Genomic DNA, 23,482 nt, shown 5'->3' with positions numbered 1-23,482 from the left:
CTCGACGAGCTCGCCGCCGGTCAGGAAGACGGCCGTCTTGTCGCTGATGCGGGCGGCCTGTTGCATGTTGTGGGTAACGATCACGACCGTGTAATCACGGGCGAGCTCTTCGAGCAGGTCCTCGATCTTCGAGGCGGCGACGGGGTCGAGCGCGCTCGTCGGCTCGTCCATCAGGACCACCTCGGGGTCGGGCGCGATGGCGCGAGCGATACACAGGCGCTGTTGTTGCCCACCGGAGAGGTCCAGCCCCGATGAATCGAGTTTACCCTCGACCTCCTCCCAGAGTGCCGCCTCGCGCAGTGCGCGCTCGACGTCCTCGTCGGTGGCCGACTGGCCCTGGACCGTCAGGCCGTAGGCGACGTTGTCGCGGATGGACTTCGGGAACGGGTTGGGTTTCTGAAAGACCATTCCGATCCTGCGGCGCAGCGCGACGGGATCGACGTCCTCGTCGTAGACGTTCTTGTCACGAAAGATCAGTTCACCCTCGACCTGGCAGACGTCGATGAGGTCGTTCATCCGGTTGATCGAGCGCAGGAACGTGGATTTTCCACAGCCCGACGGGCCGATGATCGCCGTCACCTGCTTCTCGGGGATCTCGATGTCGACCGCATCGAGCGCTCGGTCATCGCCGTAGTAGACGTCGAGGTCGCGAGCTTCGAGGACCGTCCGATTGGTCCCCGAGGAGTCCCGCGAGGGGGCCGACGTTTGAATATCCGTTTGGATGAGTGCCTCGTCCGTGTCTGATTTCTGTGATGACATGGGTTGTGTTCCGTTCTACTGACCGACCACTCTCACCGGCGATACCCCCGTACGGACGACCGCACGGAGGCGACAAACGGGGCGATTCGCCGCCGGCCGACTCGGTGATCGACGGATCATCCCCCACCGTCTGTCCCGTGTTCGAGAGCGGGTAAATACTCTACTAAGATATCTATATAGTATATCATAGATATATATCCCAGTACTAACGGTTGGTTACACCGTCCTGATCACCGGCTCTCCTACACGGTGTATCCAAACGAATCGAATCCGAGGCGATCAAAAGGCGATATACGGCATTTCAGTGGATTTGAGCCAGTTCGTGACGACGATTCCGTCAGGACGCAAGCTCCGTCCACGGACGAATCGCATCCTATTGACGGACGAACGAGGCGATTTGGAAACATGCTATATATATTTAGAAGAGCTTATGTAGCGATGAACGAACGGAGGGGTATGGAGGTCCGTAAGGTTCAGATCACGGGTGGATCGACCTACACCGTCTCGCTCCCGAAGGAGTGGGCGACAGCAACGGGCATCGAGGCGGGAAGTACGCTCGCCTTCTATCCGGAGGGCGACAGCCTCGTCGCGGCGCCCTCGGAATCGGGCGGGGACTCCGAGACCGTCCTTGCAGCCGAGGGCGTCACTCCACAGGAACTCGAGAGCCGGCTCGTGACCCTGTATATCAACGGGTTCGAGGAGATCGTCGTCGAATCCGAGCCGATCGAGACCGCCCAGCGCCGGGCGGTCAGAAACACGGCAACGGAGCTCGTGGGTTTCGAGGTCAGCGCCGAGACAGAGGACCGGATCGTCCTTCGAGACTTCCTCGATTCGTCGGAGCTCTCGCTGCACGACACCGTCATGCAGATGCGACTGCTCGCGCTCTCGATGCTCGAGGACGTCACCGAGGGGTTGCTCTCCGAGGAGCCCGATTCACTCGGCGAGGTCGCCGCCCGCGACGACGACGTTGACAGGCTGTGGTACGTCACCTCACGGCTGTTTCGCTCGGTCCTGCGCGACCCGCGGGCGGCGGCGGCCATCGACCTCGACCGGGAGACCTGCTTCGACTACCGGACCTGTGCGCGCCAGATCGAGCGTATCGCGGATCACACCGTCAAGATCGCGAGCCACGGCGAGGACCTCGAAGCGCTCCCCGAGGACGTTCGCGAGCCGCTTGCGGCCCTCGAAGCCGACTCGCGAGACATCGTCGAGAACGCGATGGACGCCTTCCTCGTCGAGGACCCGGATCGGGCGACCGAACTCGCCACCGCGACGCTCGTGCAGGCGACCGAACTCGACGAGCGGACGCGAACGCTCGACGAGCGCCTCAGAGTCGTCGATCCGGCGGACGCCCAGCTACTGGGGCTGATCGTCGACTCGCTGTCGCGCATCGGCGACTACGGGGCAAACATCGCCGAGATCGCCCTCCAGAAGGCCGCGCCGACCCCCGGTACGCAGTAGTGCGACTCAGGCGTAGGTTCGGTCGATGAGTTCGAGGACGTGTTCGGATTCGGGCATGGTGATCCCCCGCTCGTCGTCGACGAGCACCGGGACGCCCCGCTGGCCCGACACCCGCTTGACTTCGTCCCGCTTCGAGTGCAGTGCCTCGGTCCAGATCGTCTCGTACTCGACGCCGATCTCGTCGAGTCGATCCGCGACCTTCTCGCAGTACGGGCAGCCATCGAGCTGGTACAGCGTGATGGACATACCGACCACTAGCACGCGGTGGACTAAAAAGCCGACTCCACTATCCCCGCTCTTTTTACTCGCCGCCCACCCACGGACGGTATGCACACTCAACGCGCGGTGAGTTTCCGGTGACGGACCGCGAGATCCACCTCCCGGTGGCCGCCCAGTCGGGGATCGACTCGCTCGTCTCCTACACTCGGCAGGCCGAAGACGAGGGCTACGAGCGTGCCTGGCTGCCCGAGACGTGGGGCCGCGACGCGGTGAGCGTGCTTACGGTGCTCGCGGAACGCACCGACACCATCGAACTGGGATCGAGCATCCTCCCAGTCTACTCGCGCTCGCCGGCGCTGATGGGGCAGGCGGCCGCGACCCTCCAGGAGATCTCCGAGGGCCGGTTCCGACTCGGGATCGGCCCCAGCGGTCCCGCGGTGATCGAGGGCTGGCACGGCGAGTCCTTCGAGCGCCCGCTCCGGCGCACCCGCGAGTACGTCGAGATCATCGAGCGAGTGCTCTCGGGCGAGCCGGTCGAGTATCAGGGAGAGATCTTCCAGCTGTCGGGCTTCCGACTCCGAAGCGATCCGCCCGAGCCCGCCCCGCCGATCGACGCCGCCGGTCTCGGTCCCAAATCCGTCGAGCTCGCCGGCCGCTTTGCCGACGGGTGGCACGCCGTCGTCTTCACGCCCGACGGCATCCGCGAGCGACTCGCTGACCTCGAACGCGGAGCCGAGTTGGGGGACCGTGACCCGTCCATGGTTCGGACCACGCTCTCGCTGACCTGCTGTGCTCTCGACGACCGCGAACGCGCCCGCGACCTCGCGCGCCAGCACACCGCCTTCTACATCGGGGGGATGGGGACGTACTACCGAAAATCGCTGGCGCGCCAGGGCTACGAGGAGGCGGCGAACGCCATCGCCTCGGCGTGGGGCAGTGGCGAGCGCGAGGCCGCCGTCGAGCACGTCACGAACGAGCTGCTCGACGAACTCTGTGCGGCCGGTACGCCCGAGGAAGCGAGGGAATCGATCGAGCGCTTCGAGGCGGTCGACGGGTTGGATGCCGTCGCAGTGAGCTTCCCACGAGGCGCGAGCGAGGCGGAGATCGAGACGACGATCGACGCGCTCTCGCCTTAGCTCCCCGACGGCGGCGGCGAGAGCTTCGAGCGGAGTCTCGACGTGTTCGCGCCGAACCCGAGGTTCGTCCTCCGGCCGTACGCCGCTTTTCGACGACGGGCCGGACTCAGTCGTCGGCCATCCCCTTGACGATCAACACGGGCCGATCTGCGAGGCGGGCGACCCGCTCGGTGACGCTACCCAACAGCGCCCGTTCGACCGTGCTATGGCCCTGTGTCCCGATCACGATCACGTCCATGTCGAAGTCGTTTGCGTAGTCGGCGATCTCCGCCTCGGGTTCGCCTTCGAGCACCGCACCGACGGCCTTGACGTCGGCGTCGGCCGCGCGCTCGACGATCGCGTCGGTCGCCTCCTCGCCGGCTTCTCGAAGTGCCTCCCGGCCCTCCCAGGAGCCGACCGTCGAGACTGTTCGAGCCGCCTCGGCGACCGCCGCCTCGACGACGTACAGCACGTGGATCGTCGCACCGGTCGATCGAGCGAGGTCGATCGCGTAGTCGACGGTCGCGGTGTCGATCTCCGTGTCCGTCGGAACGAGGATCGTATCGTGCATATCAGAGCCACGAGAGGACCTGCGTGGCGAGGTCCTGGGCACTCAGTGCGGACGCAACGAACATCAACACGACCAGAGCCCCGAGGAACGCCCGGAGCCAGATCGGATGATCGAAGAACCGCTCGTTGGCGTAGTACAGCGCCAACGTCGTCAGCGGCAGGCCGATGATCCCGTTGACCGCCGGCATGACGATCCCCAGTCGAACCGGCGTCATTTCGGTGAACTCCAGCAGTAGGATCGCGAATCCGACCGACATCACGATCAGCACCTCGACCACACGGCGGAACGACCGGTCGCCGAAGACGGCGTCGTGGCCCCATGCCTGCGGAACGATGTATCCCGCACCGAACAGCGTCCCGGTCGCCGAGGTGATCGACGCGAGGAACACCGCGATGACGAAGACCACGAGTGCCCACTCGCCGAGCGCCGCAGTGAGCGGTTCGCCCGGGCTGGTCAGCGTCGGCGTTCCCTCCTCCAATGTGGCGGCCGAGACGATGATCACGGCCATCGAGAGGAGAACGGCGAACGAGACGCCCACGACGTTGTCGCGACGATAGGGCTTCATGTCCGTCCAGCCCTTCGAGGACTGGATGCTCGACTGGATGAAGAAGTTCGGGTAGTAGACCGTCGTCCCGAGCAGGCCGATCACCGTCGCCATGTAGCCGAGGTCGCCGGAGATGGCCGGGACGAACCCGCTTGCCACCTCGGCGACCTGGAGTTCGAGGCCGCTCGTCAGCACGATGTAGATGCTGAAGACCGCGAGGATCAACACCGTGACCGCGGCCTCGATGCGGTCGTACACCCGGAGTTCGACGAGCGCGAAGCCGATGGCGGCGACGACGATCGTCGTGATGTATACGTTGTTCACCGGGAGGAGCCACGCGAGTGCCGCCCCGCCGACGGCGTAGTTCGCGATCGACCAAAAATGCATGATGAACGAGATCGTGATCGCGAACGCCTTCCCCGCAGTCGCGCCGACGACGTCGCGGATGTAGAACATGAGCGGTTCGTCGATCGTGGCGAGGCGACCGGACATCTCGTGGAGGCCCATGTCGATCACGAACGCCAGCGGCATGACCCACAGCAGCGCGAACGCGAAGTTCGCGCCCGTATTCGAGAGGATGTAGACCGACCCGGCGCCGAAGACGTTCGCCGCGAACAGGACACCCAACCCGTAGTCGTGAATCATCCGTCTGGCGTACTGCACCCCTGATCGATTCGAACCGTACTTCTCTTTGAATCCCATGTCTCGAACTCGTAGTAGTACACCGCCGAAACACACTGGTAAGGGTTCGGCTTGCTAGGAGAACGGAAACCCGTTCGTCCCGGTACGGTTCCCGCACGGCGAGTCGATCTCGTCGATTTAGAGGATCGAAACTCTGATTCCGAACCGAACCCTCGTGCGATTACTTCACGGGCTCGATCCCGTCACGTCGGCCGTCGAGGACCGCGAACCGTTCGCCGCGGCGGGTTTCGAGCCAGTACAGCAGGCGCTCGGCCCACCGCAGCTTGCGGGCTTTCATCGAACCCACGGACGGATCGTCGAAGGTCCAGCCCGGAAAACGGAGTTCAGACGCGCCGAAGTGATCCGCAAGGAAGGCCCCTCGATCGCCGTCGGTAAAGCCGCCGAAGTTCTCGACCGGCCCTTTCGGCGCGGCCTGCGTCGTCGGGAGGACGTTCTCGGCGGCGAGCCGGGGTACCCATCGCTCGACCAGTTCGATGTTGTCGCCGTGGGCATGGACGGCGGCCGGCGTCCCCTGTCGGGTCAGTTCCCGAAGCGTCTCGGGATTCTTGTCGATGTCCGTGACGAACAGGTCGGGCTCGATTCCTGCCGCAAGAAGCGTGTCCGCGGCGGTCGAGGCGGCGATCACGTAGTCGGCCTCGGCGGCGAGTTCGAGGTCGTCGGGAAGCGAGGGCCCCGCGCCCGCCACCGCGACCGCCGCGCCCTCGATCCGAGCGAGTCGCCCCTCGTCGAACGATTCCGTGAGATCCGCGAGCACGTCGCGAGCGCGCTCGTCCTCCCGACGGCCGAACCCGAAGTCCGCGAGGATCGTTTCGTAGACGGGGTTCCACGTCGGGAAGTTCATCGCCGGGGCTCGCGACGATGCGTCGGGAGAACCGGTTTCGCGAGCCGGAGTGGCCCGAGTACCCCTACCCGAAGGCCCTTCCGGCTACCACCCTCCAGTTTTATCCCCTCTGGTATAAACTTTCTCTTATCTAAATTCATGAAGTATTTTCGAGAGTAGAGCCGATGCGGGCGTCACATCGGCTCCGAGCGAGCGCGCGACGGTGTCGAACCCCTCGTAGGTCCCAACGAGGAGTGCGGGATCGCTGCCAACGAGGAACACGCCGTTGGCGTCGGCGACCGCGGTCGCGAGCGGGTCGGCGCTGTCGCCGAGTCCGCGGAGGCGAAACCAACGGGAGAGGGTCGCGTCGCCGACCGCCCGGTCGGCGCCGACGCGTTCGAGATGGCGGGCGGCCTCCCGACGGGTCGTCACGTCGAGTTCCTCGATCCTCGGTTCGTGGACACGTTCGCGGGTGAACTCCCGACCGATCAGCGCGGCGTCGCGGGTCTCGCTCACGTCGTGTGTTCTGAGGACGTGTGCTCCGCGCTCGACGGCCAGTGCGGTCGCCGCGAGCGAAACGGGTAGGGCCGCCTCGGTGCTCCGTCCGGCGACTTCTCGGAGGAAGTTCTTCCGGTTGATCGAGACCAGCACGGGCCGGTCGTAGGCGCGAAACTCCCGGAGCCGACGGAGCGTCTCGCGGTCGTCCGCGAGCGTCTTTTCCTCCGACCATCCCCCGAACGCAGGGTCGAGGATCGTCTTTTCCGTCACGCCGTTCATCGACAGGGCTTCGTAGATCTCCTCGACCGATTCGACGGCACCGGGGCGTTCGAGATCCGGCGGCGAGGCCATCTTGACGACCGCGGCGTCGTGCTCGGTGCAGACCCCCGGCATCGCGGGGTCGGCGAACCCACAGACGTCGTTGACCATGTCGAACCCCCGCGAGAGCGCTTCCTCGGCCACCTCCGAGTAGCGTGTCTCGATCGAGAAGACCGCCTCCCCCGAGACCGACTCGATGGTTTCGATGGCGGTATCGAGCCTGTCCAGTTCCTCCTCTGCGGAAAGCACGTCGAGACGCTTGTTCGCCGATTCGAGGCCGACGTCGACGATGTCCGCGCCCTCGTCGATCAGTTCGCGGTCGACGTACTCGGCGGCGGCGCCGGGATCGGCGAAGACGCTCGGATCGTAGGGCGACTCCTCGCTGACGTTGAGCACACCCATGATCCGTGGGGGATGGCCGTCGCCGATCCCCAGTCCGGCCGCGTCGACGGTCTGCATGGACGGGGGTAGGATAGGGGTTCGGATAGGCGGTCCGGTTCGAGACGGGTGATCCACGCGGTTTTTACCGGCCACGCCGTTAGCACCGACATGGGAAAGGTAAGTATCGGGCTTCGCGGCTGGCGGTTCGAGGAAGAGGAGGTCTTCGACGACGAGGGGGAGTTCAAGCCCCTTGAGGAAATCCCCGAGGACACCCGTCTGCGCCTCGAACGGCTCGAAGCGCTCGTGACCTCGCCGTGTCAGGCCTGCTGGCTGATCCATGGCGACGCGAACATCGCGGAGTGTAACGTCGCCGAGGCGGTCTACGGCGAGCCCCGATCGGAGGTGGTGCTCTGCGAGGAGCACGAAGCCGATTTCCTCTACTGGTTTCGCGACGAGGGCGGGCGCGAGTACATGGGTGAGGACGGACTCAAGGACGCCTTCCACGAGTGGTTCGCCGACGGCGGGCGCGCGCCGGGCAACTACGGGGGAATCGAACACGTCGAGACCGACCCGGGAGACGTCCCCGAGCCCAGCGAGGTGGATTTCGAGGCGATGCAGGTCCCGGACCCGGAGGACGGCAAGAAGATCGACCTCCGGGAGTTCGACATCTCTCAGGAGTACCCCTCCTCGTGATATCGGTGGTGGTCGTCGGGGCCAAAACACCCGGCAACGTCGGTACCATCGCCCGCGCGATGAAGAACTTCGGGTTTTCGGACCTGAAACTCGTCGATCCACCCGAACTCGATAGGGATGGAGAGGCCTACGGCTTCGCTGGGCAGGCACGAGAAGACATACTGCCGAACGCCGAGGCGGTGACCTTCGACGAAGTGGTCGAGGGCTTTCATACGGTGGGCTTTACCGCAACGACCAACGAGGACGCCCGCAAACACGTCCGGTTCCCGTTTCGCACGCCCGCCGAACTCGCAGAGGACCTCTCGGGTGTCGAGGCAGACGTGGCACTCGTCTTCGGACGCGAGCGCATCGGCCTGACCAACGAGGAACTCGCCCGACTGGACCAGATCTGTACGATCCCCGCGAGCGCCGACTACCCCGTGCTCAATCTGGGGCAGGCCGCGACGGTCGCGCTCTACGAACTGCGGGGGCTGGCACTGGGTGAGTCTCAGCTGCCGGACGTCGAACACGAGCGCGCTGCCGAACCCGAGATCGAGCGCTTTTACGACCGGTTCGACGAGACCCTACGAGCGGTCGGCTATCCCGAGGGCAAGCGTCCGAAGACGATGCGACTGGTGCGCCGGCTCGTGGGGCGGGCCCATCCGACCGATCGGGAGATCACGACGCTGCACGGCGTGTTGCGGGCGGTCGAGCGCGCGACTCGGGAGCGATAGGATCGGGATCCCACTCTATCCGTCGGTCCGGTCGTGTCGGATCGGCTGGCGCTCCCCGTACGTGAGGGTTCGCCAGAGCCACTCCAGCGGGCCAAACCGGAAGTACCGCAGCCAGAGGACCGACAGCGGGATCTGCACCGCCCAGATGGCGACGACGACCCCGATCGCCTCGACGCGGCTCACCGCCCCGAACAGACCCAGCCCGTGGCCGTAGAAGACCGACGTGGCGAGCACCGTCTGGAGAACGTAGTTGCTGAAGGCGGTCCGGCCGACGGCCGCGAGCGCCCGCGTCGCGATCCCTTCGGGGCGCCACCGGCAGTACAGCATGACCAGCCCGACGTACGCGCCGGCCAGCGGGAGGCTTCCCCAGTAGTTGAACTGCCGCCAGAACAGCGCCGCCCCGGCGCTCCAGTCGTTGGCCTTGATGTACCAGACACCCGTGAGGATCGCCGCCAGCCCGCTCGCCGCTCCGACGACGACTAACCGGCGGTAGAACCGCGACGAGCGCTCGTTGGTCAGCACGCCCCACTTGAACAGCGCCATTCCAAGCAGCATCGAGCCGCCGATCCGCCAGGCGCTGTAGCCGAGAAAACCCGTGGTTTGGCGCTCGAACGCCGTCGGTACCCGGTGGCGCATCTGTTCGAGCCAGCCCCCTCGGTAGGCCGCGATCTCCCCTTGAAGCGCGGCCACCGAGGGATGCCAGCTACCCGCGATCGCGGCCGGATCGACGCTCAGCGCCGACAGCACCTCGACGGCCGAAGGGAGCGCGAACAGGGCGAGCCCGAACGAGGCGAGCGCCCGGGGCGGGCGATCCCGGAAGCCGACGGCGACGAGTCCACAGAGGCCGTAGGCGACGAGGATGTCGCCGTACCACAGCAGATAGGCATGGGCGAGGCCGAACCCGACGAGCCACGCCGAGCGCCGCCGGTGGAGCCGAAGGGGCGACTGTCCCCGTCGCTCGGCGCTGCGGGTGAACAGCACGATCCCGCCGCCGAACAGGAGGGTAAACAGCGCGATGAACTTCCCCTCCGCGAGGACGTGACCCGCGAACCAGACCCAGTAGTTCGCCCCCGTCAGATCGCCGTAGACCGTCGGATTGCTCAGGGTGGCCTCGGGCATCGAGAACACCCGGACGTTGATCACGAGGATCCCAAGCAGCGCGAACCCGCGCAGCGCGTCGAGGCCGACGATCCGTTCCGAGGGCGGCGTCGGCCCGTCCCCGTCGCTCATCGTCCGCGCCCCGCTCGGCGCAACCGGTGCGATCGACACGACGGGCGATCACCACGGACGTCGGGACGGTGGATCACGTTCGCCGCTGGATCTCCGCTCTCAGTGCGGCGCTGACGGCCTCGCCGTCGGCTTTCCCACCCAAGGCGCCCATCGCCTCGCCCATCAGTCCCGAGAACGCGGCCATCCCCTCCGCCTCGACCTGTTCGGAATTACGTTCGACCACCTCGCGGACCGCCTCCTGGACCTCGTCCTCGGAGGCCCCACCCAGGTCCTCGCGTTCGAGGGTCTCCTCGGCGGTGAGTTCCGGGGACCGGGCGACCGCCGCGAGCAGGTCGCCGACGCTCCCCTTCGGGAGGTCACCGTCGCGCGCGAGCGCGAGCGCCCCGGCGAGTTGGTCGTCGCTCAGGTTCTCGACGGGCAGGTCGTCGCGACGCAGTTCGGTGAGGGTCGATTCGAGCGTGCCCGCGGCGAGCGTGGGATCGACCCCGTCGCTCACGACGTGCTCGAACAGCGGCATTCGCCGGCCGTAGGCGACCTGTTCTGCGAGCCCGGCGTCGAGACCATGCTCGGACTGGTAGCGCTCGACTTTTTCAGTGAGGAGCTCCGGCGTCTCGACCTCGCTCGGGTCCGGTTCGACGGGCGGAACGTCCGTCTCGGGGTACATCCGCGCCGCGCCCGGCAGTGGGCGGAGGTAGCGTGAGGTCCCGTCCTCGTCCGCGCCGCGGGTCTCTTCGGGAACCCCCTCGATCGCGGTCTCGGCACGGGCGGCAACTGCGTCGATCGCGGATTCGGCGGTCTGGGTGTCGTCGGCGACGATGGCGACGGCGTCGTCGGGCCCGGCGTCGACGGCCTCGCGCAGCGCCTCGACCTCGTCATCAGTAACGCCGTAGGCCGGTAGCTCGTCGGTGTGGAAGATCCCGCCCGCGCCGTGGCGTTTCGCGTGATCGGAGAGCTCGGTGCCCAGACGACGGTCGGGTTGGAGTTCCCGGCCAACCAGCCCGTCGAAGCCGTACAGCGGAACGGCCATCACCGAGCCGTCGTCCGAGAGGGCGCCGGCGATGACCCCGCTGTCGGTGTCGGCGAAGAGTTCGCTCACCGCTACGGGGTCGCCGACGCTCGCCTCCCGGTCGGTGAGCTCTTCGGCGACCGCCAGCAGCTCGACCTGTCGACCGACCTCGCCGCGCACGAGGTCGGCGATGTCCTCCAAGCTCTGGACGCCCTTCATCTCGACGCGGGCGCCCTCCGCGATCGAGACGTTGACGTCCTGGCGGATCGTGCCGAGCCCCCGTTTGACGGTGCCCGTCGAGCGAAGCAGCATGCCGATGCGCTCTGCGGCCTCCAGGGCCTGCTCGGGCGAGGAGATGTCGGGGCTGGTGCCGATCTCCACCAGCGGAATCCCTAGTCTGTCGAGGCTCCAGCGAACGCCCGACTCAGTCCCTCCGATGCGCTGGGCGCTTTCCTCCTCCAGGAGGAGGTCCTCGATTCCTACTGGTCCCTCGCTCGTCTCGATTTCGCCGTCGGTAGCGATCAGCGACGAGCGCTGGAAGCCCGAGGTGTTCGAGCCGTCGACGACGAGCTTTCGCATGACGTGGGCCTGATCGACCGGCTCGGCGTCGAGCAGCCGTACGATCTCCAGTGCGACGTCGAGCGCCTCGCCGTCGATTCGATGCGGTGGCTCGTCATCGGCCTCGACCAGACAGGTCGTATCGTACGCGAGGTACTCGAACTCGCGGTCGACCCGGCTCTCCTCCAAGGCCGCCTCGTCGATCTCGCCGAGCTCGCTTTTGGTCGGGTGGAGATACCGCGAGAACCGGTGGGTCGATTCATCGGGGTCGCGCCGTTCGGTCGGACAGGAACAGAAGAGCTTCGTCGCCGTGTCGAGCTGCTGGTGGATCTCGAGACCGGCGACGAGCCCAAGCTCCTCGTAGTCATACGCGTCGGTCATTGTGCCGACGTGGGGATCCGAGTGGTAAAAAACCGTTCAGTCTTCGGTTCGGGACGGGAGCCGATCAGAGATCGTGACTGTGGTTCTCCTCGCCGTCGTGACTGTGGTTTTCCTCACCGTCGTGGCTATGGTTCCCATCGTCGCCGTGGCTGTGATTTTCGCCGTCGTGTTCGTGCCCGTGGTCGTCCGAGTCGGTATCGTTCCCGTTCGCCCCGCTCTCTCCGTCGTCTCCACCGTTAATGCCGCCAACGTCGGTACAGCCGGCGAGCAGCGAGACGCTCGTGACTCCCAGCGCGAGAAAGCTGCGTCGTTGCATATACACTCGGATCGCTCGATGTGATAAATAGCCAGCGATCGGACCCTCCGAGGTTTACCGTAGCGCCGTCTCGCGATTACTGGCGTATCTCGTGTTCGAGCGTTCCGATCCCTTCGATCTCGACTTCGACCGTCTCGCCGTCCTCGACCGGCCCGACACCCTCAGGAGTACCCGTCGCGATCACGTCGCCGGGTTCGAGGGTCATGTAGTGGGTGATCTCGGCGATCAACTCGGGAACCGAGAATATGAGGTGCTCAAGGGTCGAATCCTGGCGCGTCTCGCCGTCGACGCGCAACTGGATCCGCGCGTCGTCGGGGACCTCCTCGGGCGTTGCGAGAACCGGACCCATCGGCGCGGCGTTGTCGAAGGCCTTCCCCCGGATCCAGTTCTGTTCCTCGTCCTGGTCGTCCCGGTTCGAGAGGTCGTCGAAGCAGGTGTAGCCCGCGATCACGTCCTCGGCATCGTCCTCGCTCACGTTGCGACACTGCTCGCCGATGACGACCCCGAGTTCGGCCTCGTGTTCGACGTAGCGGCCCTCGGGTAGGGTCACAGTGTCGTCATGGCCCGCGACGGCGTTGGGCGGTTTGAGAAAGAGCAGGGGCCGATCGGGAACGTCCTCGTCGCGCTCCGCGGCGTGGGCGGCGTAGTTCCGGCCGATACAGACGATCTTGGTCGGCTCGCAGGGCGCGAGGACGTCGATTTCCTCGGTGGCGTACGTCTCGCCGCCGAAGCTGACCTCTCCGTCGCTCCACTCGCCCTGTCGGATCGAACCGGCGGGGTCGCGAAATCGAACGCGGTGCATGGGTGGTCCTCAGACCGGGGGAGCAAAAGGCTTCGTTCGGCGGCAGTTTCGACTATCGCGGGCGGCACCTTTTATGGGTCCGTCGGTCGTTCGTCGACTCGTATGGAACTCACCTGGCACGGACACTCGACATGGCACGTCACCGTCGGCGACACCGACCTGCTGATCGACCCCTTCTTCGACAACCCGAAGACGGATCTGGAGCCGAGCGACATCGAAACGCCCGATTACGTCCTGCTGACCCACGCTCACGCCGATCACATCGGTCACGCCGGCGAGTTCTCGGAGGCGACGCTCGTGGCGAACCCGGAACTCGCGACCTACGCTCAGGAGGAACTCGGCTTCGAGGAGACCGTCGGCGGGATGGGAATGAACCTCGGAGGCACCGTCGAGTGCGGTGACGCCTACGTGACGATGTGTCGTGCGGACCACACCAACGGCATCGACACCGACTACGAGTACTCGGCGGGGATGCCTGCGGGCTACGTCATCAGCGACACCAAGCCGACACAGGTCGAAGACGAGAAGTCGACGACGTTCTACCACGCCGGCGACACCGGCCTGATGACCGAGATGCGCGAGGTGATCGGCCCGTATCTCGAGCCCGACGCCGCCGCGCTTCCGGCGGGCGATCACTTCACGATGGGTCCGTGGCAGGCCGCGATCGCCGCCGACTGGCTCGACGTCGATCATGCCTTCCCGATGCACTACGATACGTTCCCGCCCATCGAGATCGACACCGACGACTTCGTCCGCGAGGTGAAGGCCACGGGCAGCGACGCCGAGGCCCACATCCTCGAAGGCGACGAGACGTTCGACCTCTCGCCGTAGGCAGACGGCGACCGAACCGACCGAACGCGACGCGGACCTCACCGCATCGGTATCGGTCCCCTTCGCCTGCTAACACCACCTTTAGGACCGTTGGGCCGAATCATCCGAACGCAATGACCGACATCGAAACCACCAGCGTCAGCGAGCAGGGCTTCGTAACCAACAGCCAGGTCGGCGACTTCGAACTCACGATCGACGCCACCGACGAGGAGGGGCCGAACCCCAACGCCGTCCTCGTCGCGGACTACGCGTCGTGTTTCCTGCCGGCGTTCCGCGTTGGCGGCCAGCAGCGCGATCACGACGATCTCGGCAAGCTCCAGATCGACGCCGAGGCAGATGTGGACGACGACGACGACCTCTCGGCCATCCGATTCGACATCTACGTCGAGGAGGACCTCGACGACTCGGAGCTCGAAGAGGTCGTCGACCGTGCGGAGGGGATCTGTCACGTCCACGCCGCGCTGCGCGAGGAACTCCACGCCGACATCAGCGTCGAAGGCGGCGCGTTCTAGATCGACCCCGGTACTCTTCCCGACGACGTTTTCGAGCGAGCGGACGAGCCTCGCCGTTTTCACCCGCCGCGCCCCGGTCGAGTGGCTGCCGTGGGAAACCCTGATACCGCCGCTCTCCGAACGACGGGCATGAGCGAACAGCCGTGGATGGACCGGATCGTCGGCGACCGGATGGCCGTCGACCGCGAGTTCACCGAGCGAGTCAACGAGTCGCGCTTTTCGAGCCAGCAGTGGGGCCTGATCATGACCGCCACCGGGTTCGAGATCCGCGATCCCGAGGATTCCGAACGCGCACGACTAGTCGCGAACACCGAGAAACTCCCCCAAATCATGCCCGAACTCGAGAAGATCGACGCGCAGGTCCGGGCCGCCGGCGGGGCGGGCGGCAGCTCGACATCGGAACCATCGGGGGGCGTCCTCGCCTCGATCAAAGGCGCGCTCGGGCTGGGCGGCGACGGCGGGAACGACGAGGACCTGCAGGCGGCCGAAGAGCTGGTCGCCGAGTACGCCGACCGGTTACAGGAACGCCTCGAAGACCAGGGCAAGTGGCAGTCGACCCGCGAGGCGGCCAGTTAGAACTCGTCGCCCGCGTGGTGGAGGCTCATCTCGCCGGCCTCGTAGATGTTGATGAGCTCGTTGATGAGTTCCTCGTAGGACTCCTCCTCCTGGCGAAGGGCATCCAGACGGTCGATCGTCTCCTCCTCGAGCTCGACTTTGGTCATGTCGTCCCCTTTGCGGTCCGGTGTTGTAAGTGTTGGCCGTGGTTCGTCGGCGGGCGAATCAGCAGGCATTTGAGCGCCCAACTGCGAACCACAGGCAGTTTGGACAATGGGTGAGGACCAGGCCAGTTTCGTCGAGTACGGTATCGAGGACAGACCACCCCTTTTCGAATCGATCCTTCTGGGTCTGCAACACTATCTCACGATGGTCGGGGCGAACATCGCCGTTCCGCTGATCCTCGCGGGCGCGATGGGAATGCCCGCCGACGTCACCGCGCGGTTCGTCGGCACCTTCTTCGTCGTGTCGGGGGTCGCAACGCTCGCACAGACCACGCTGGGAAACCGCTATCCCATCGTACAGGGCGCGCCCTTCTCGATGCTCGCGCCCGCCTTGGCGATCATCGCCGTCGTGGGGACCATCCCAGGCGAGCCGAGCTGGCAGACCGACCTGCGCTACCTGCAGGGGGCGATCATCGTCGCGGCGTTCGTTCAGATCGCCATCGGCTACCTCGGCCTGATCGGCCGCCTTCGCAGGTTCCTCTCCCCCGTGGTGATCGCCCCTACGATCGCGCTGATCGGGCTGGCGCTGTTCGACGCCGACCAGATCACCGCCGCGAACCAGGACTGGCTCCTCTTGGGACTCACGGTCGGGTTGATCGTACTGTTCTCGCAGTACCTGAAAACGAAAAGCCGCGCGTTCCAGCTCTTCCCGGTGATCCTCGGAGTCGCGATCGTCTGGGTGCTCGCCACAGTCCTCTCGATTACGGGCGTGTACTCCCCTGATTCGGCGGGTTACGTCGCGCTGGGCCAAGTCGCGTCGGCCCCTGCCCTGATGCCGATCTACCCCTTCCAGTGGGGGATCCCCAGAGTCGAATTCGCGCTCGTGATCGGGATGATCGCGGGCGTGCTCGCCTCCGTCATCGAGAGTTTCGGCGACTATCACGCGGTGGCGCGCCTGACCGGCACGGGCGCGCCGAGCGAGAAGCGGATCAACCACGGGATCGGCATGGAAGGGTTGATGAACGTCTTTTCGGGCGTCATGGGCACCGGCGGCTCGACATCCTATTCGGAGAACATCGGCGCGATCGGCCTCACCGGGGTCGCCTCCCGCTACGTTGTGCAGGTCGGTGCGGCGATCATGCTCGTGGTCGGGTTCGTGGGATATTTCGGCCAACTCGTCGCGACCATTCCCGACCCCATCGTCGGCGGCCTCTTTCTCGCGATGTTCGGCCAGATCGTCGCCGTCGGGATCAGCACGCTGAAACACGTCGACCTCGACAGCCAAAGAAACGTCTTCATCGTCGGCTTCTCGCTGTTCGTCGGCCTCGCGATCCCCCAGTACATGGCGAACTTCGAGAGCGCGGCGGCCTTCCGCGAACTCGCCGCCGGCGTTTCTCCCCTACTTGGCTCGCCGCTGTTCGCCGATACGGTCTTCGTCATCGGCGGCACGGGGATGGCCGTCGGCGGGCTGGTCGCGCTCGTGTTGGACAACACCATCCCCGGCACTCGACGGGAGCGTGGCCTCGAACAGTGGGACGAACGCACCGAGGACGATACGGAGTTTCACAGTGCCTGGGAACGATTTCGTCAGTCGGCCGACTGAACCGCGCGGTCGGGACGTGTGATTCCGCCTCGATCGCTTCTCTCGGTTAAAAACGTACGTTCACGCCGGTTGAGGCGTCTTTCGTTCGGCCTCCGTGATCGTCTTGAGGGTCTCGAGCATCGTCTCGACCTCACGTTCGTTGTACCGCCTGACGACGGGACGAAGCACCCTATCGAGCACTCGGGAGGGGAACTCCACGTCCATCACGCAGGTAACGCGCGTCCCGCCGTCCTCCGGCTCGAAGGTGTAGTGCATGCTGCCTTCGATCTCGCCGCTCATCTCGTAGACGCGCCGTTCATACGGAACGAACTCGACGTCCTCGAAGCGTCCGTCGATCGGAATGCCGACCATTTTGAACCGGAAATCCCCTCGGTGGCCGCCGCTCGGTAGCTCCTCGACGTTCTCGACCCTGTGGAGGCTCGGCATCACGTTCAGGTGGTTTGTAGGCGACGCCATGTACTCGAACACCCGTTCCGGCCGCGCATCCATCCAAATGTCTCTCTCGATTGTGACCATGTTACTCCTCTCCGACCACCGGATCTCGATGCGATCGCCGTCGATTCAGGTGATCCAGCGTACTATATGGTGCGCTGAGAGCATAAACGCTGCTGCCCCGGCACGCTTTCAGGTCGTATCTCGCCACTTGATCGAGCAACCTCGTGAGGGCTGTTCCTCGACGGTGACCGACTCGCCCGCCAGCAGTTGCTCGATGGCCTCGCGCAGGTCGTGTTCGGTCGGCTCGGCGTCGGGGTCGTGGGCGTCGTCGATCCGGCCGTGGTAGGCCAGTCGAAACTCGCCGTCTCGCGGATCCGATCCGCTCGACCGTTCCGAGGAGCGCGACTTCTCGCCGTCCTGTCGTTCGAAGAGGAACGGGTCGGGCGTACAGACCGCGCCGTATGCGCGAGCGACCTCCTGGGACTCGTCGCGCAGGTAGGCGTCGTACTCAACGGTACCGTCCGCGACCAGCTCTTTCATGCGTTCGAACGAGTCCTCAGCGTATGCCTCGGCATCGTTGGCGTTGATCCCGACGACCGCCACCTCGTCGTACTCGCGTGCGATCGCGTTCAGCGGGTCGATCTTCGCCTTCGCGTACGGGCAGTGGTTACAGGTAAAGACCACGAGCAGCGCCTCGCGGTCCGCGAAATCCTCGGGAGAATAGGTCCCGCCGTCCGCGCCGGGCAGCTCGAACTCGGGAGCCGGGTCGTCGCGTGCGAGGTCGCTGTCGGATTTCTGGAGCGCCATATCGAATCTCGGGACCGCGAAGGACAAAAGCGTTGACTCGGATCACTCGGCGGTGAGGTAGACCGCCAGTACCGCGAAGCCGATCCCGGCCATTTTCCGAGCCGTCACCGGCTCGTCGAGCGCGACGAACCCCACCAGCGAGCTCGTGACGATGAACATCCCGAAGATCGGGACGACGACGCTGACCGGCCCCATCGAGAGCGCGCGGTAGTACGCGAGGATCCCCACCGCGAGACAGATCCCCGCGGCGTACATGTACGGTGCATCGGGATGGGTGAGATACTCGACGACCGGTTCGTTCGAGACGGCGACCACGGCCCCAGCGGCGACGACGAGCATGGTGTTCGAGACGATGACCGCGACGTCGCTCGGCACGTCGGTCGTGGCGACGCTCATCAGCGGGGCGACGAAGGTGTACGCCACCAGTCCGATCAGCGCCCACAGCAGGTAGTTCATGGCGGAGCTATCCGCGTCGGTTCGGTATGCGTTGCGATCCCGACCGGGGCGAATATCGGGTCGGGAGCAAGCCTTATTCCCCCGCGGTCGGCTCTCCCTGTATGGAGCCGAAACGCGAACTGCTCGAGGCCCTCTGTGCGAACGCCCGCACCGAGACGGCGGATCTCGCGCGCCAGACCGGCCTCTCCGAGAGCGAGGTCGAGGCCACGATCGCCGACCTCGAAGGCGAGGGGACGATCCGGGGCTATCAGGCGATCGTCGACTGGGACGACCTCGACGAGGGCCACGCCCGCGCCGCCGTCGAACTCAACGTCACGCTGGACCGCGAGACGGGCTACGGCGAGGTCTCCGAGCGCCTCGCGAAGTTCCCCGAGGTCTCCTCGCTCCACCTCGTCAGCGGGAACTACGACTTTTTGATGATCGTCGAGGCGAGTTCTGTGAGAAAGATCTCGCGGTTCGTCAGCGAGAAGGTCGCTCCCGTCCCCGAGGTGACCCAGACGGTGACCCACTTCGTCATGGAGACCTACAAGGAGGGCGGCATCGAGATGAACGGCGACGACGACGACGACCGCCTCTCGGTCTCGCCATGACGCGGTCGGCCGTCGGGATTGAACGCGTGGGGTGGATCTCGTGAACACGGTCGCAGCGGCGCTGTTCCCTCCTCACGCGTGCCACACGAGGTGGCACGCGTGAGGACTTCCGAGCGCGTCGGGCGGGTTCCACCCTCCGGCATCCGGAAGTTCTTTGAACTCGCCGAGGAGCGCGAGGACGTCATCTCGCTCGGCGTCGGCGAGCCCGACTTCTCGGCGCCATGGGCCGCCCGCGACGCCGCGATCGCCTCGCTGGAGCGAGGACAGACCTCGTATACCGCGAACCGCGGAATGCGCGAACTCCGAGAGGCGATCGCGGACCACTGTGCGGAGCGATACGCTCTCGACTACGATCCCGGTGAGGAGGTCCTCGTGACGACGGGCGTCAGTGAGGGCGTCGACGTGGCGCTGCGGGCGCTGGTCGACTCGGGTGACCGGGTCGCGATGGTCGACCCCTCCTACGTTTCGTACCGCCCGGGTGTCCTGCTGGCCGACGGGGAACCCCTACCCGTGCGCACCCGCGAGGACGAGCAGTTCAGACTGACCTACGAGTCCCTCGACCGGGCGGGCGCGAGCGAGGCCGACCTGCTGATCCTCTGTTACCCGAACAACCCGACGGGCGCGGTCATGCGCGAGGAGCACCTCGAACCCGTCGCGGAGTTCTGCCGCGAACACGATATTCGAGTGCTCTCCGACGAGATCTACGCCGACCTGACCTACGAGGGAGAACACACCTCGATCGCGACACTGGAGGGCATGCGCGAGCGCACGATCGTCTTCAACGGCTTCTCGAAGGCCTACGCCATGACCGGGCTTCGCCTCGGCTACGCGCTCGGGCCAAGCGACGGGATCGCGGCGATGAACCGCATCCATCAGTACTCCATGCTCTCGGCCCCGACGACCGCCCAGCACGCCGCCCTCGAAGCCTTAGAGAGCTGCGACGACGACGTCGAGGAGATGGTCGGCGCGTTCAACCGCCGCCGTCGGTTCGTCCTCTCTCGCTTCTCGGAGATGGGACTGGACTGCTTCGAAGCTCAGGGCGCCTTCTACGTCTTCCCCGAAGTCCCGGGCGACGACGAGGCGTTCGCCGAGGGCCTGCTCGAAGACCAGGGCGTCGCCGTCGTTCCGGGCTCCGTCTTCGGCGAGGCCGGCGAGGGCCACCTCCGGGTGTCGTACGCGAGCGGCCTTCCCCAGTTGAAGGAGGCGATGAACCGCCTCGAAGCGTTCGTGAACTAAACGACGTTCCGCTCCTCCGAGCGTTCGTCCCCGAACCGATCGCTTTTCAGCGAACCGATGTCCACGAGCGAGGCCTCGCCCTCACGGATCAGCTCCGTGACCAGTTTCCCGGTCGCGGGCGCGTGCATGAACCCATGTCCCGAGAAGCCGACGGCACTGACCAATCCAGGAACCGTCTCCTCGATGATCGGGTGGTTGTCCGGCGTCACGGCGTACAGCCCGGCCCACCCCCGTTTGATCCGGGTTTCGGGTCCGAAGTAGCGAGCCATCTCCCCCGCGCGCTCGACCACGCCTGCGGCCCAGTCGGTTTCGATCCCCTTTCGGTAGCGTTCGGGGTCGGCCGCCGGATCCGCGCCGAACTGCCCGCCGACCAGCGCTGCGCCCTCCCGCTCGGGCCGGAAGTACGACCCGACGTCGAGGTCGACCGTCAGCGGATCTGTTTCGGGAACCGGCTCCTCGGGGTCGACGATCACCATCCGGCGGCGCTTTGGCGTGACCGGTAGCTCGACGCCGGCTAGCTTTCCCACCCGTCGTGCCCACGCGCCGGCGGCGTTGACCACGTAGTCGGCGTCGATCCGTCCGCCCGCCGTGACGCCGATCACCCGCCCGCCGTCGCGGTGAACCCCCTCGACTGCGGTCTTCGTCCGGATCTCGGCGCCGGCCTCGCGGGCCGCCCGCGCGTAGCCCTGCACGGCGAGGTTCGGGTCCGCAAAGCCGTCCTCGGGCGAGTAGCTCGCACCGAGGAACGCCTCCGTACGGAGTCCGTCACAGTGTTCGCGGGCCGCTTCGGGGTCGAGGTACTCGCTCGACGTTCCATGGGCGTTCTGCATGGCGACGGTCTCGCGTAGCCGGTCCGCGGTCTCCGGTTCGCGCGCGAGAAACAGGTACCCGACCCGACGGTGGGCGATGTCGACGCCGAAGGTCTCCTCGAAGCGGTCCCAGATCACGAAACTCGCCCGCGAGAGCTCGACGTTGACGGGCGTCGAGAACTGACCGCGGATCCCGCCGGCCGACCGGCCCGTGCTGCCTCCGCCCAGCGACCCCTTCTCGAGGACGGTGACGCGAACACCCCGTTCGGCGAGTTCGTAGGCGCTCGCGAGGCCGATGATCCCGCCCCCGATCACGACGACGTGCATGTCGGTCACACGAGGCGGGGGAGGTAATCATTTGGCGTCGGCCGAGTCAGGGGAGGTATGGTTCGTGTCCTGTCCGATTCGGATGTCGCCGCGCTGCTCGACCTCGAAGACCTCCTCGGAGTCGTCGAGGGGGCGTTTCGAAAACAGGGCCGAAACGAGGTCGAGCGCCCCGAACGCCCGCATTTCCCGGTCGGCAGTGGTATCGAATCCGACGAACCGCTCGGGACCGGGCTGACGATGCCCGCCTACATCCACGGCGAGAAGTGTTACGCGACGAAACTGGCAAGCATCCATCCGGGGAACCCGGAGCGAGGACTACCGACGGTCAACGCCCAGATCGCCGTCACCGACGCCCGGACGGGGACAGCGAAAGCGTACATGGACGGCACCCGGGTCACGGGTGCCCGAACGGGCTGTGTCGCCGGGTTGGCCGCGCGCGATCTGGCGGCGGATCCGCTCACCGTCGGCGTGATCGGTGCGGGAACACAGGCCCGCTGGGGAACGCGCGCGATCGCGGCCGGAAGCGCCCTTCGAGGGGTTCGGATCTACTCGCCGAGCGAATCCAAGGACCGGTGTGCGGCCGACCTCGTGGACCGAGGGATCCCGGCCGAGGCCGTCGCCACTCCCGAGGACGCCGTCTCCGGTGCGGACGTGGTACTGACGGCGACCCCGAGCGAGGAGCCGGTGTTTCCGGGCGGCGCGCTGAAACCGGACGCGCTGGTGGTCGCGGTGGGGGCCTACGACGAGGGGATGCGCGAACTGGACCGCGAAACCATCGAGCGGGCCGAGGCCGTCCTCGCGGACATCCCCGGAGAGGCGATCCACACGGGTGATTTGTGCGAGAGCGGGCTCGAAGCCGACGATCTCGTCCCGTTTTCGGACGTCTTCGAGGGCGAGTTCGAACGCTCGGAGGGGATCGTCGTTCTCTGTAGCGTCGGTTCGGCGGTTCTGGACGCCGCGACAGCCGCCTATCTGGTCGAACGCGCGGAGAAAATGGACCGTGGAACGAGCCTCGCGCTCAGCTAACGTTTATGCGCCGCTCGGTCCTTGATACGAATGAACATGAAGAAGTTGATCAACGAACCCGGCGACGTCGTCGACGAGATGCTCGCCGGAATGGTCGCGGCCCACCCCGAGTACGTCCGTCGACTGGAGGAAACGAACGTCCTCGTGCGTGCCGACGCGCCGGTCGAGGGGACGGTCGGGATCGTCTCGGGCGGCGGGAGTGGCCACGAGCCGACTCATGGGGGCTATCTCGGCGAGGGAATGCTCACCGGGGCGGCCGCCGGCGAGGTCTTTACCTCCCCGACCGCCGACCAACTGGGGGAAATGGTCGGGGCCTGTGACGGCGGGGCGGGCGTGCTCTGCGTGGTGAAGAACTACGAGGGCGACGTGATGAACTTCGAGACGGCGATCGAGCTCGCCGAGCTGGAGGGCGATACGGAGGTCGAGTACGTCGTCGTCGACGACGACGTGGCCGTCGAGGACTCCCTCTATACCTCCGGGCGCCGGGGCGTCTGCGGGACGATTCTCGTCCACAAGATCGCGGGCGCGGCCGCCGCACGCGGCGACGACCTGAGCGAGGTCAAACGTCTCGCCGAGAAAGTAATCGACCAAGTGGGGACGATGGGGATGGCACTGACCTCCTGTACGACTCCCGAGAAGGGCGAGCCGACGTTCGACCTCCCCGCGGACGAGATCGAACTCGGGATCGGTATCCACGGCGAGCCGGGCGTCGAGCGAGCGGACGTGATGAGCGCCGACGCGGTCGCAGACCATCTCACCGAGCGGGTGCTCGACGACCTCGATCTCGCGGAGGGCGCGCGGATCGCCACGATCGTCAACGGGATGGGCGCGACCCCGCTGATGGAGCTGTACGTCGTGAACCGCCGCGTGCAGGAACTGCTCGGCGAGCGCGGGTTCGACGTCGGGGAGGCGTGGGTCGGCGACTACATGACTTCGCTGGACATGGCCGGCTGTTCGGTGACGGTGCTCGAACTCGACGACGAACTCGAGGAGTTGCTGGGCGCGCCTGCCGACACGCCCGCACTGACGGTTCGGGGGGAGTAA

General features: G+C 66.1%; 27 protein-coding genes. 12 read left to right on the top strand and 15 right to left on the bottom strand.

The window, feature by feature from the left end; translation table 11 throughout:
- Positions 1-759, bottom strand: a 759-nt coding sequence (locus tag EAO80_RS03220; RefSeq protein WP_122088501.1) for a phosphate ABC transporter ATP-binding protein, incomplete at its 3' end; no start/stop codon positions are given.
- Between the two features lie 456 nt (positions 760-1,215).
- Between EAO80_RS03220 and EAO80_RS03215 the strand changes: the two genes are divergently transcribed.
- Entirely contained in the window at positions 1,216-2,220 is a 1,005-nt protein-coding gene (locus EAO80_RS03215) for a phosphate uptake regulator PhoU (protein ID WP_122088500.1), read from the top strand.
- A gap of 6 nt (positions 2,221-2,226) precedes the next feature.
- Here the strand turns inward: EAO80_RS03215 and EAO80_RS03210 are convergent, their stop codons facing one another.
- A complete protein-coding gene (locus EAO80_RS03210) occupies positions 2,227-2,466 on the bottom strand; it encodes a glutaredoxin family protein (RefSeq protein WP_122088499.1) in 240 nt (79 codons plus the stop codon).
- A 110-nt stretch (positions 2,467-2,576) separates the two neighbouring features.
- Here EAO80_RS03210 and EAO80_RS03205 point away from each other — a divergent pair, with 110 nt between their 5' ends.
- Entirely contained in the window at positions 2,577-3,575 is a 999-nt protein-coding gene (locus tag EAO80_RS03205; protein ID WP_122088498.1) for a TIGR04024 family LLM class F420-dependent oxidoreductase, read from the top strand.
- Between the two features lie 106 nt (positions 3,576-3,681).
- On the opposite strand, the gene EAO80_RS03200 is transcribed toward EAO80_RS03205, so the two are convergent.
- The 4 genes from EAO80_RS03200 to folP form a co-directional block, all read right to left on the bottom strand.
- Entirely contained in the window at positions 3,682-4,125 is a 444-nt protein-coding gene (locus EAO80_RS03200; protein WP_122088497.1) for a universal stress protein, read from the bottom strand.
- A 1-nt stretch (position 4,126) separates the two neighbouring features.
- A complete protein-coding gene (locus tag EAO80_RS03195; RefSeq protein ID WP_122088496.1) occupies positions 4,127-5,371 on the bottom strand; it encodes an NRAMP family divalent metal transporter in 1,245 nt (414 codons plus the stop codon).
- Between the two features lie 160 nt (positions 5,372-5,531).
- Positions 5,532-6,212: a 6-hydroxymethylpterin diphosphokinase MptE-like protein gene (locus EAO80_RS03190; protein ID WP_122088495.1), complete on the bottom strand. Its 681-nt coding sequence runs from the start codon at positions 6,210-6,212 to the stop codon at positions 5,532-5,534.
- Between the two features lie 126 nt (positions 6,213-6,338).
- Complete coding sequence (gene folP, locus EAO80_RS03185) at positions 6,339-7,466, bottom strand: dihydropteroate synthase (protein ID WP_122088494.1); 1,128 nt, start codon at positions 7,464-7,466, stop codon at positions 6,339-6,341.
- 90 nt (positions 7,467-7,556) lie between these two features.
- Here folP and EAO80_RS03180 point away from each other — a divergent pair, with 90 nt between their 5' ends.
- Entirely contained in the window at positions 7,557-8,081 is a 525-nt protein-coding gene (locus EAO80_RS03180; RefSeq protein WP_122088493.1) for a hypothetical protein, read from the top strand.
- A complete protein-coding gene (locus EAO80_RS03175; protein ID WP_122088492.1) occupies positions 8,078-8,794 on the top strand; it encodes an RNA methyltransferase in 717 nt (238 codons plus the stop codon). The genes EAO80_RS03180 and EAO80_RS03175 overlap by 4 nt, the downstream gene beginning before the upstream one ends.
- Before the next feature lie 15 nt (positions 8,795-8,809).
- Here EAO80_RS03175 and EAO80_RS03170 read toward each other — a convergent pair whose 3' ends face one another.
- From EAO80_RS03170 to EAO80_RS03155, 4 genes are all read right to left on the bottom strand, one after another.
- On the bottom strand, positions 8,810-10,024 hold the full coding sequence (locus EAO80_RS03170; RefSeq protein ID WP_122088503.1) for a DUF418 domain-containing protein: 1,215 nt from the start codon (positions 10,022-10,024) through the stop codon (positions 8,810-8,812).
- Positions 10,025-10,097: 73 nt separating this feature from the next.
- Positions 10,098-11,969 (bottom strand): Glu-tRNA(Gln) amidotransferase subunit GatE, encoded by a 1,872-nt coding sequence (gatE, locus tag EAO80_RS03165; RefSeq protein WP_122088491.1) that lies wholly within the window; start codon positions 11,967-11,969, stop codon positions 10,098-10,100.
- Between the two features lie 64 nt (positions 11,970-12,033).
- The gene (locus tag EAO80_RS03160) at positions 12,034-12,285 is read right to left on the bottom strand and encodes a hypothetical protein (RefSeq protein WP_122088490.1); all 252 of its coding nucleotides are present in this window, start codon (positions 12,283-12,285) and stop codon (positions 12,034-12,036) included.
- Positions 12,286-12,361: 76 nt separating this feature from the next.
- Entirely contained in the window at positions 12,362-13,087 is a 726-nt protein-coding gene (locus EAO80_RS03155; protein ID WP_122088489.1) for a fumarylacetoacetate hydrolase family protein, read from the bottom strand.
- Positions 13,088-13,189: 102 nt separating this feature from the next.
- Between EAO80_RS03155 and EAO80_RS03150 the strand changes: the two genes are divergently transcribed.
- The 3 genes from EAO80_RS03150 to EAO80_RS03140 all read left to right on the top strand — a co-directional run bounded on the left by EAO80_RS03150 (position 13,190) and on the right by EAO80_RS03140 (position 15,006).
- Positions 13,190-13,918 (top strand): metal-dependent hydrolase, encoded by a 729-nt coding sequence (locus EAO80_RS03150; protein WP_122088488.1) that lies wholly within the window; start codon positions 13,190-13,192, stop codon positions 13,916-13,918.
- Positions 13,919-14,031: 113 nt separating this feature from the next.
- Positions 14,032-14,430: an OsmC family protein gene (locus tag EAO80_RS03145; RefSeq protein WP_122088487.1), complete on the top strand. Its 399-nt coding sequence runs from the start codon at positions 14,032-14,034 to the stop codon at positions 14,428-14,430.
- A 129-nt stretch (positions 14,431-14,559) separates the two neighbouring features.
- On the top strand, positions 14,560-15,006 hold the full coding sequence (locus EAO80_RS03140; RefSeq protein ID WP_122088486.1) for a DUF5799 family protein: 447 nt from the start codon (positions 14,560-14,562) through the stop codon (positions 15,004-15,006).
- Here EAO80_RS03140 and EAO80_RS19390 read toward each other — a convergent pair.
- Positions 15,003-15,152 carry a DUF7557 family protein gene (locus EAO80_RS19390; RefSeq protein ID WP_162993844.1) on the bottom strand — a complete coding sequence of 50 codons (150 nt, stop codon included), beginning with the start codon at positions 15,150-15,152 and terminating at the stop codon, positions 15,003-15,005. The genes EAO80_RS03140 and EAO80_RS19390 overlap by 4 nt on opposite strands.
- A gap of 106 nt (positions 15,153-15,258) precedes the next feature.
- Here EAO80_RS19390 and EAO80_RS03135 point away from each other — a divergent pair, with 106 nt between their 5' ends.
- Positions 15,259-16,752 (top strand): uracil-xanthine permease family protein, encoded by a 1,494-nt coding sequence (locus tag EAO80_RS03135; protein WP_122088485.1) that lies wholly within the window; start codon positions 15,259-15,261, stop codon positions 16,750-16,752.
- Positions 16,753-16,812: 60 nt separating this feature from the next.
- On the opposite strand, the gene EAO80_RS03130 is transcribed toward EAO80_RS03135, so the two are convergent.
- From EAO80_RS03130 to EAO80_RS03120, 3 genes are all read right to left on the bottom strand, one after another.
- Entirely contained in the window at positions 16,813-17,268 is a 456-nt protein-coding gene (locus tag EAO80_RS03130; RefSeq protein ID WP_122088484.1) for an SRPBCC family protein, read from the bottom strand.
- A gap of 108 nt (positions 17,269-17,376) precedes the next feature.
- On the bottom strand, positions 17,377-17,994 hold the full coding sequence (locus tag EAO80_RS03125; protein ID WP_122088483.1) for a thioredoxin family protein: 618 nt from the start codon (positions 17,992-17,994) through the stop codon (positions 17,377-17,379).
- 42 nt (positions 17,995-18,036) lie between these two features.
- Entirely contained in the window at positions 18,037-18,450 is a 414-nt protein-coding gene (locus EAO80_RS03120) for an EamA family transporter (RefSeq protein ID WP_122088482.1), read from the bottom strand.
- 101 nt (positions 18,451-18,551) lie between these two features.
- On the opposite strand from EAO80_RS03120, the gene EAO80_RS03115 reads away from it, so the two are divergent.
- Entirely contained in the window at positions 18,552-19,040 is a 489-nt protein-coding gene (locus tag EAO80_RS03115; RefSeq protein WP_122088481.1) for an Lrp/AsnC family transcriptional regulator, read from the top strand.
- 90 nt (positions 19,041-19,130) lie between these two features.
- Positions 19,131-20,276, top strand: a complete 1,146-nt coding sequence (locus tag EAO80_RS03110; RefSeq protein WP_122088502.1) for a pyridoxal phosphate-dependent aminotransferase — start codon at positions 19,131-19,133, stop codon at positions 20,274-20,276.
- On the opposite strand, the gene EAO80_RS03105 is transcribed toward EAO80_RS03110, so the two are convergent.
- Positions 20,273-21,412 (bottom strand): NAD(P)/FAD-dependent oxidoreductase, encoded by a 1,140-nt coding sequence (locus EAO80_RS03105; RefSeq protein ID WP_122088480.1) that lies wholly within the window; start codon positions 21,410-21,412, stop codon positions 20,273-20,275. The two genes, EAO80_RS03110 and EAO80_RS03105, sit on opposite strands and share 4 nt — an antisense overlap.
- Positions 21,413-21,469: 57 nt before the next feature.
- Here EAO80_RS03105 and EAO80_RS03100 point away from each other — a divergent pair, with 57 nt between their 5' ends.
- Together EAO80_RS03100 and dhaK are read left to right on the top strand one after the other, a co-directional pair.
- Positions 21,470-22,438, top strand: coding sequence for an ornithine cyclodeaminase family protein (locus EAO80_RS03100; RefSeq protein ID WP_122088479.1), 969 nt, complete (start codon positions 21,470-21,472; stop codon positions 22,436-22,438).
- Between the two features lie 36 nt (positions 22,439-22,474).
- Positions 22,475-23,482, top strand: coding sequence for a dihydroxyacetone kinase subunit DhaK (dhaK, locus tag EAO80_RS03095; RefSeq protein ID WP_122088478.1), 1,008 nt, complete (start codon positions 22,475-22,477; stop codon positions 23,480-23,482).

Origin of the sequence: Halalkalicoccus subterraneus (assembly GCF_003697815.1) — an archaeon.
Taxonomy (GTDB): domain Archaea; phylum Halobacteriota; class Halobacteria; order Halobacteriales; family Halalkalicoccaceae; genus Halalkalicoccus; species Halalkalicoccus subterraneus.
The sequence above is the reverse complement of the archived record's forward strand: the minus strand, read 5'-3'. Positions and strand labels throughout refer to the sequence as shown.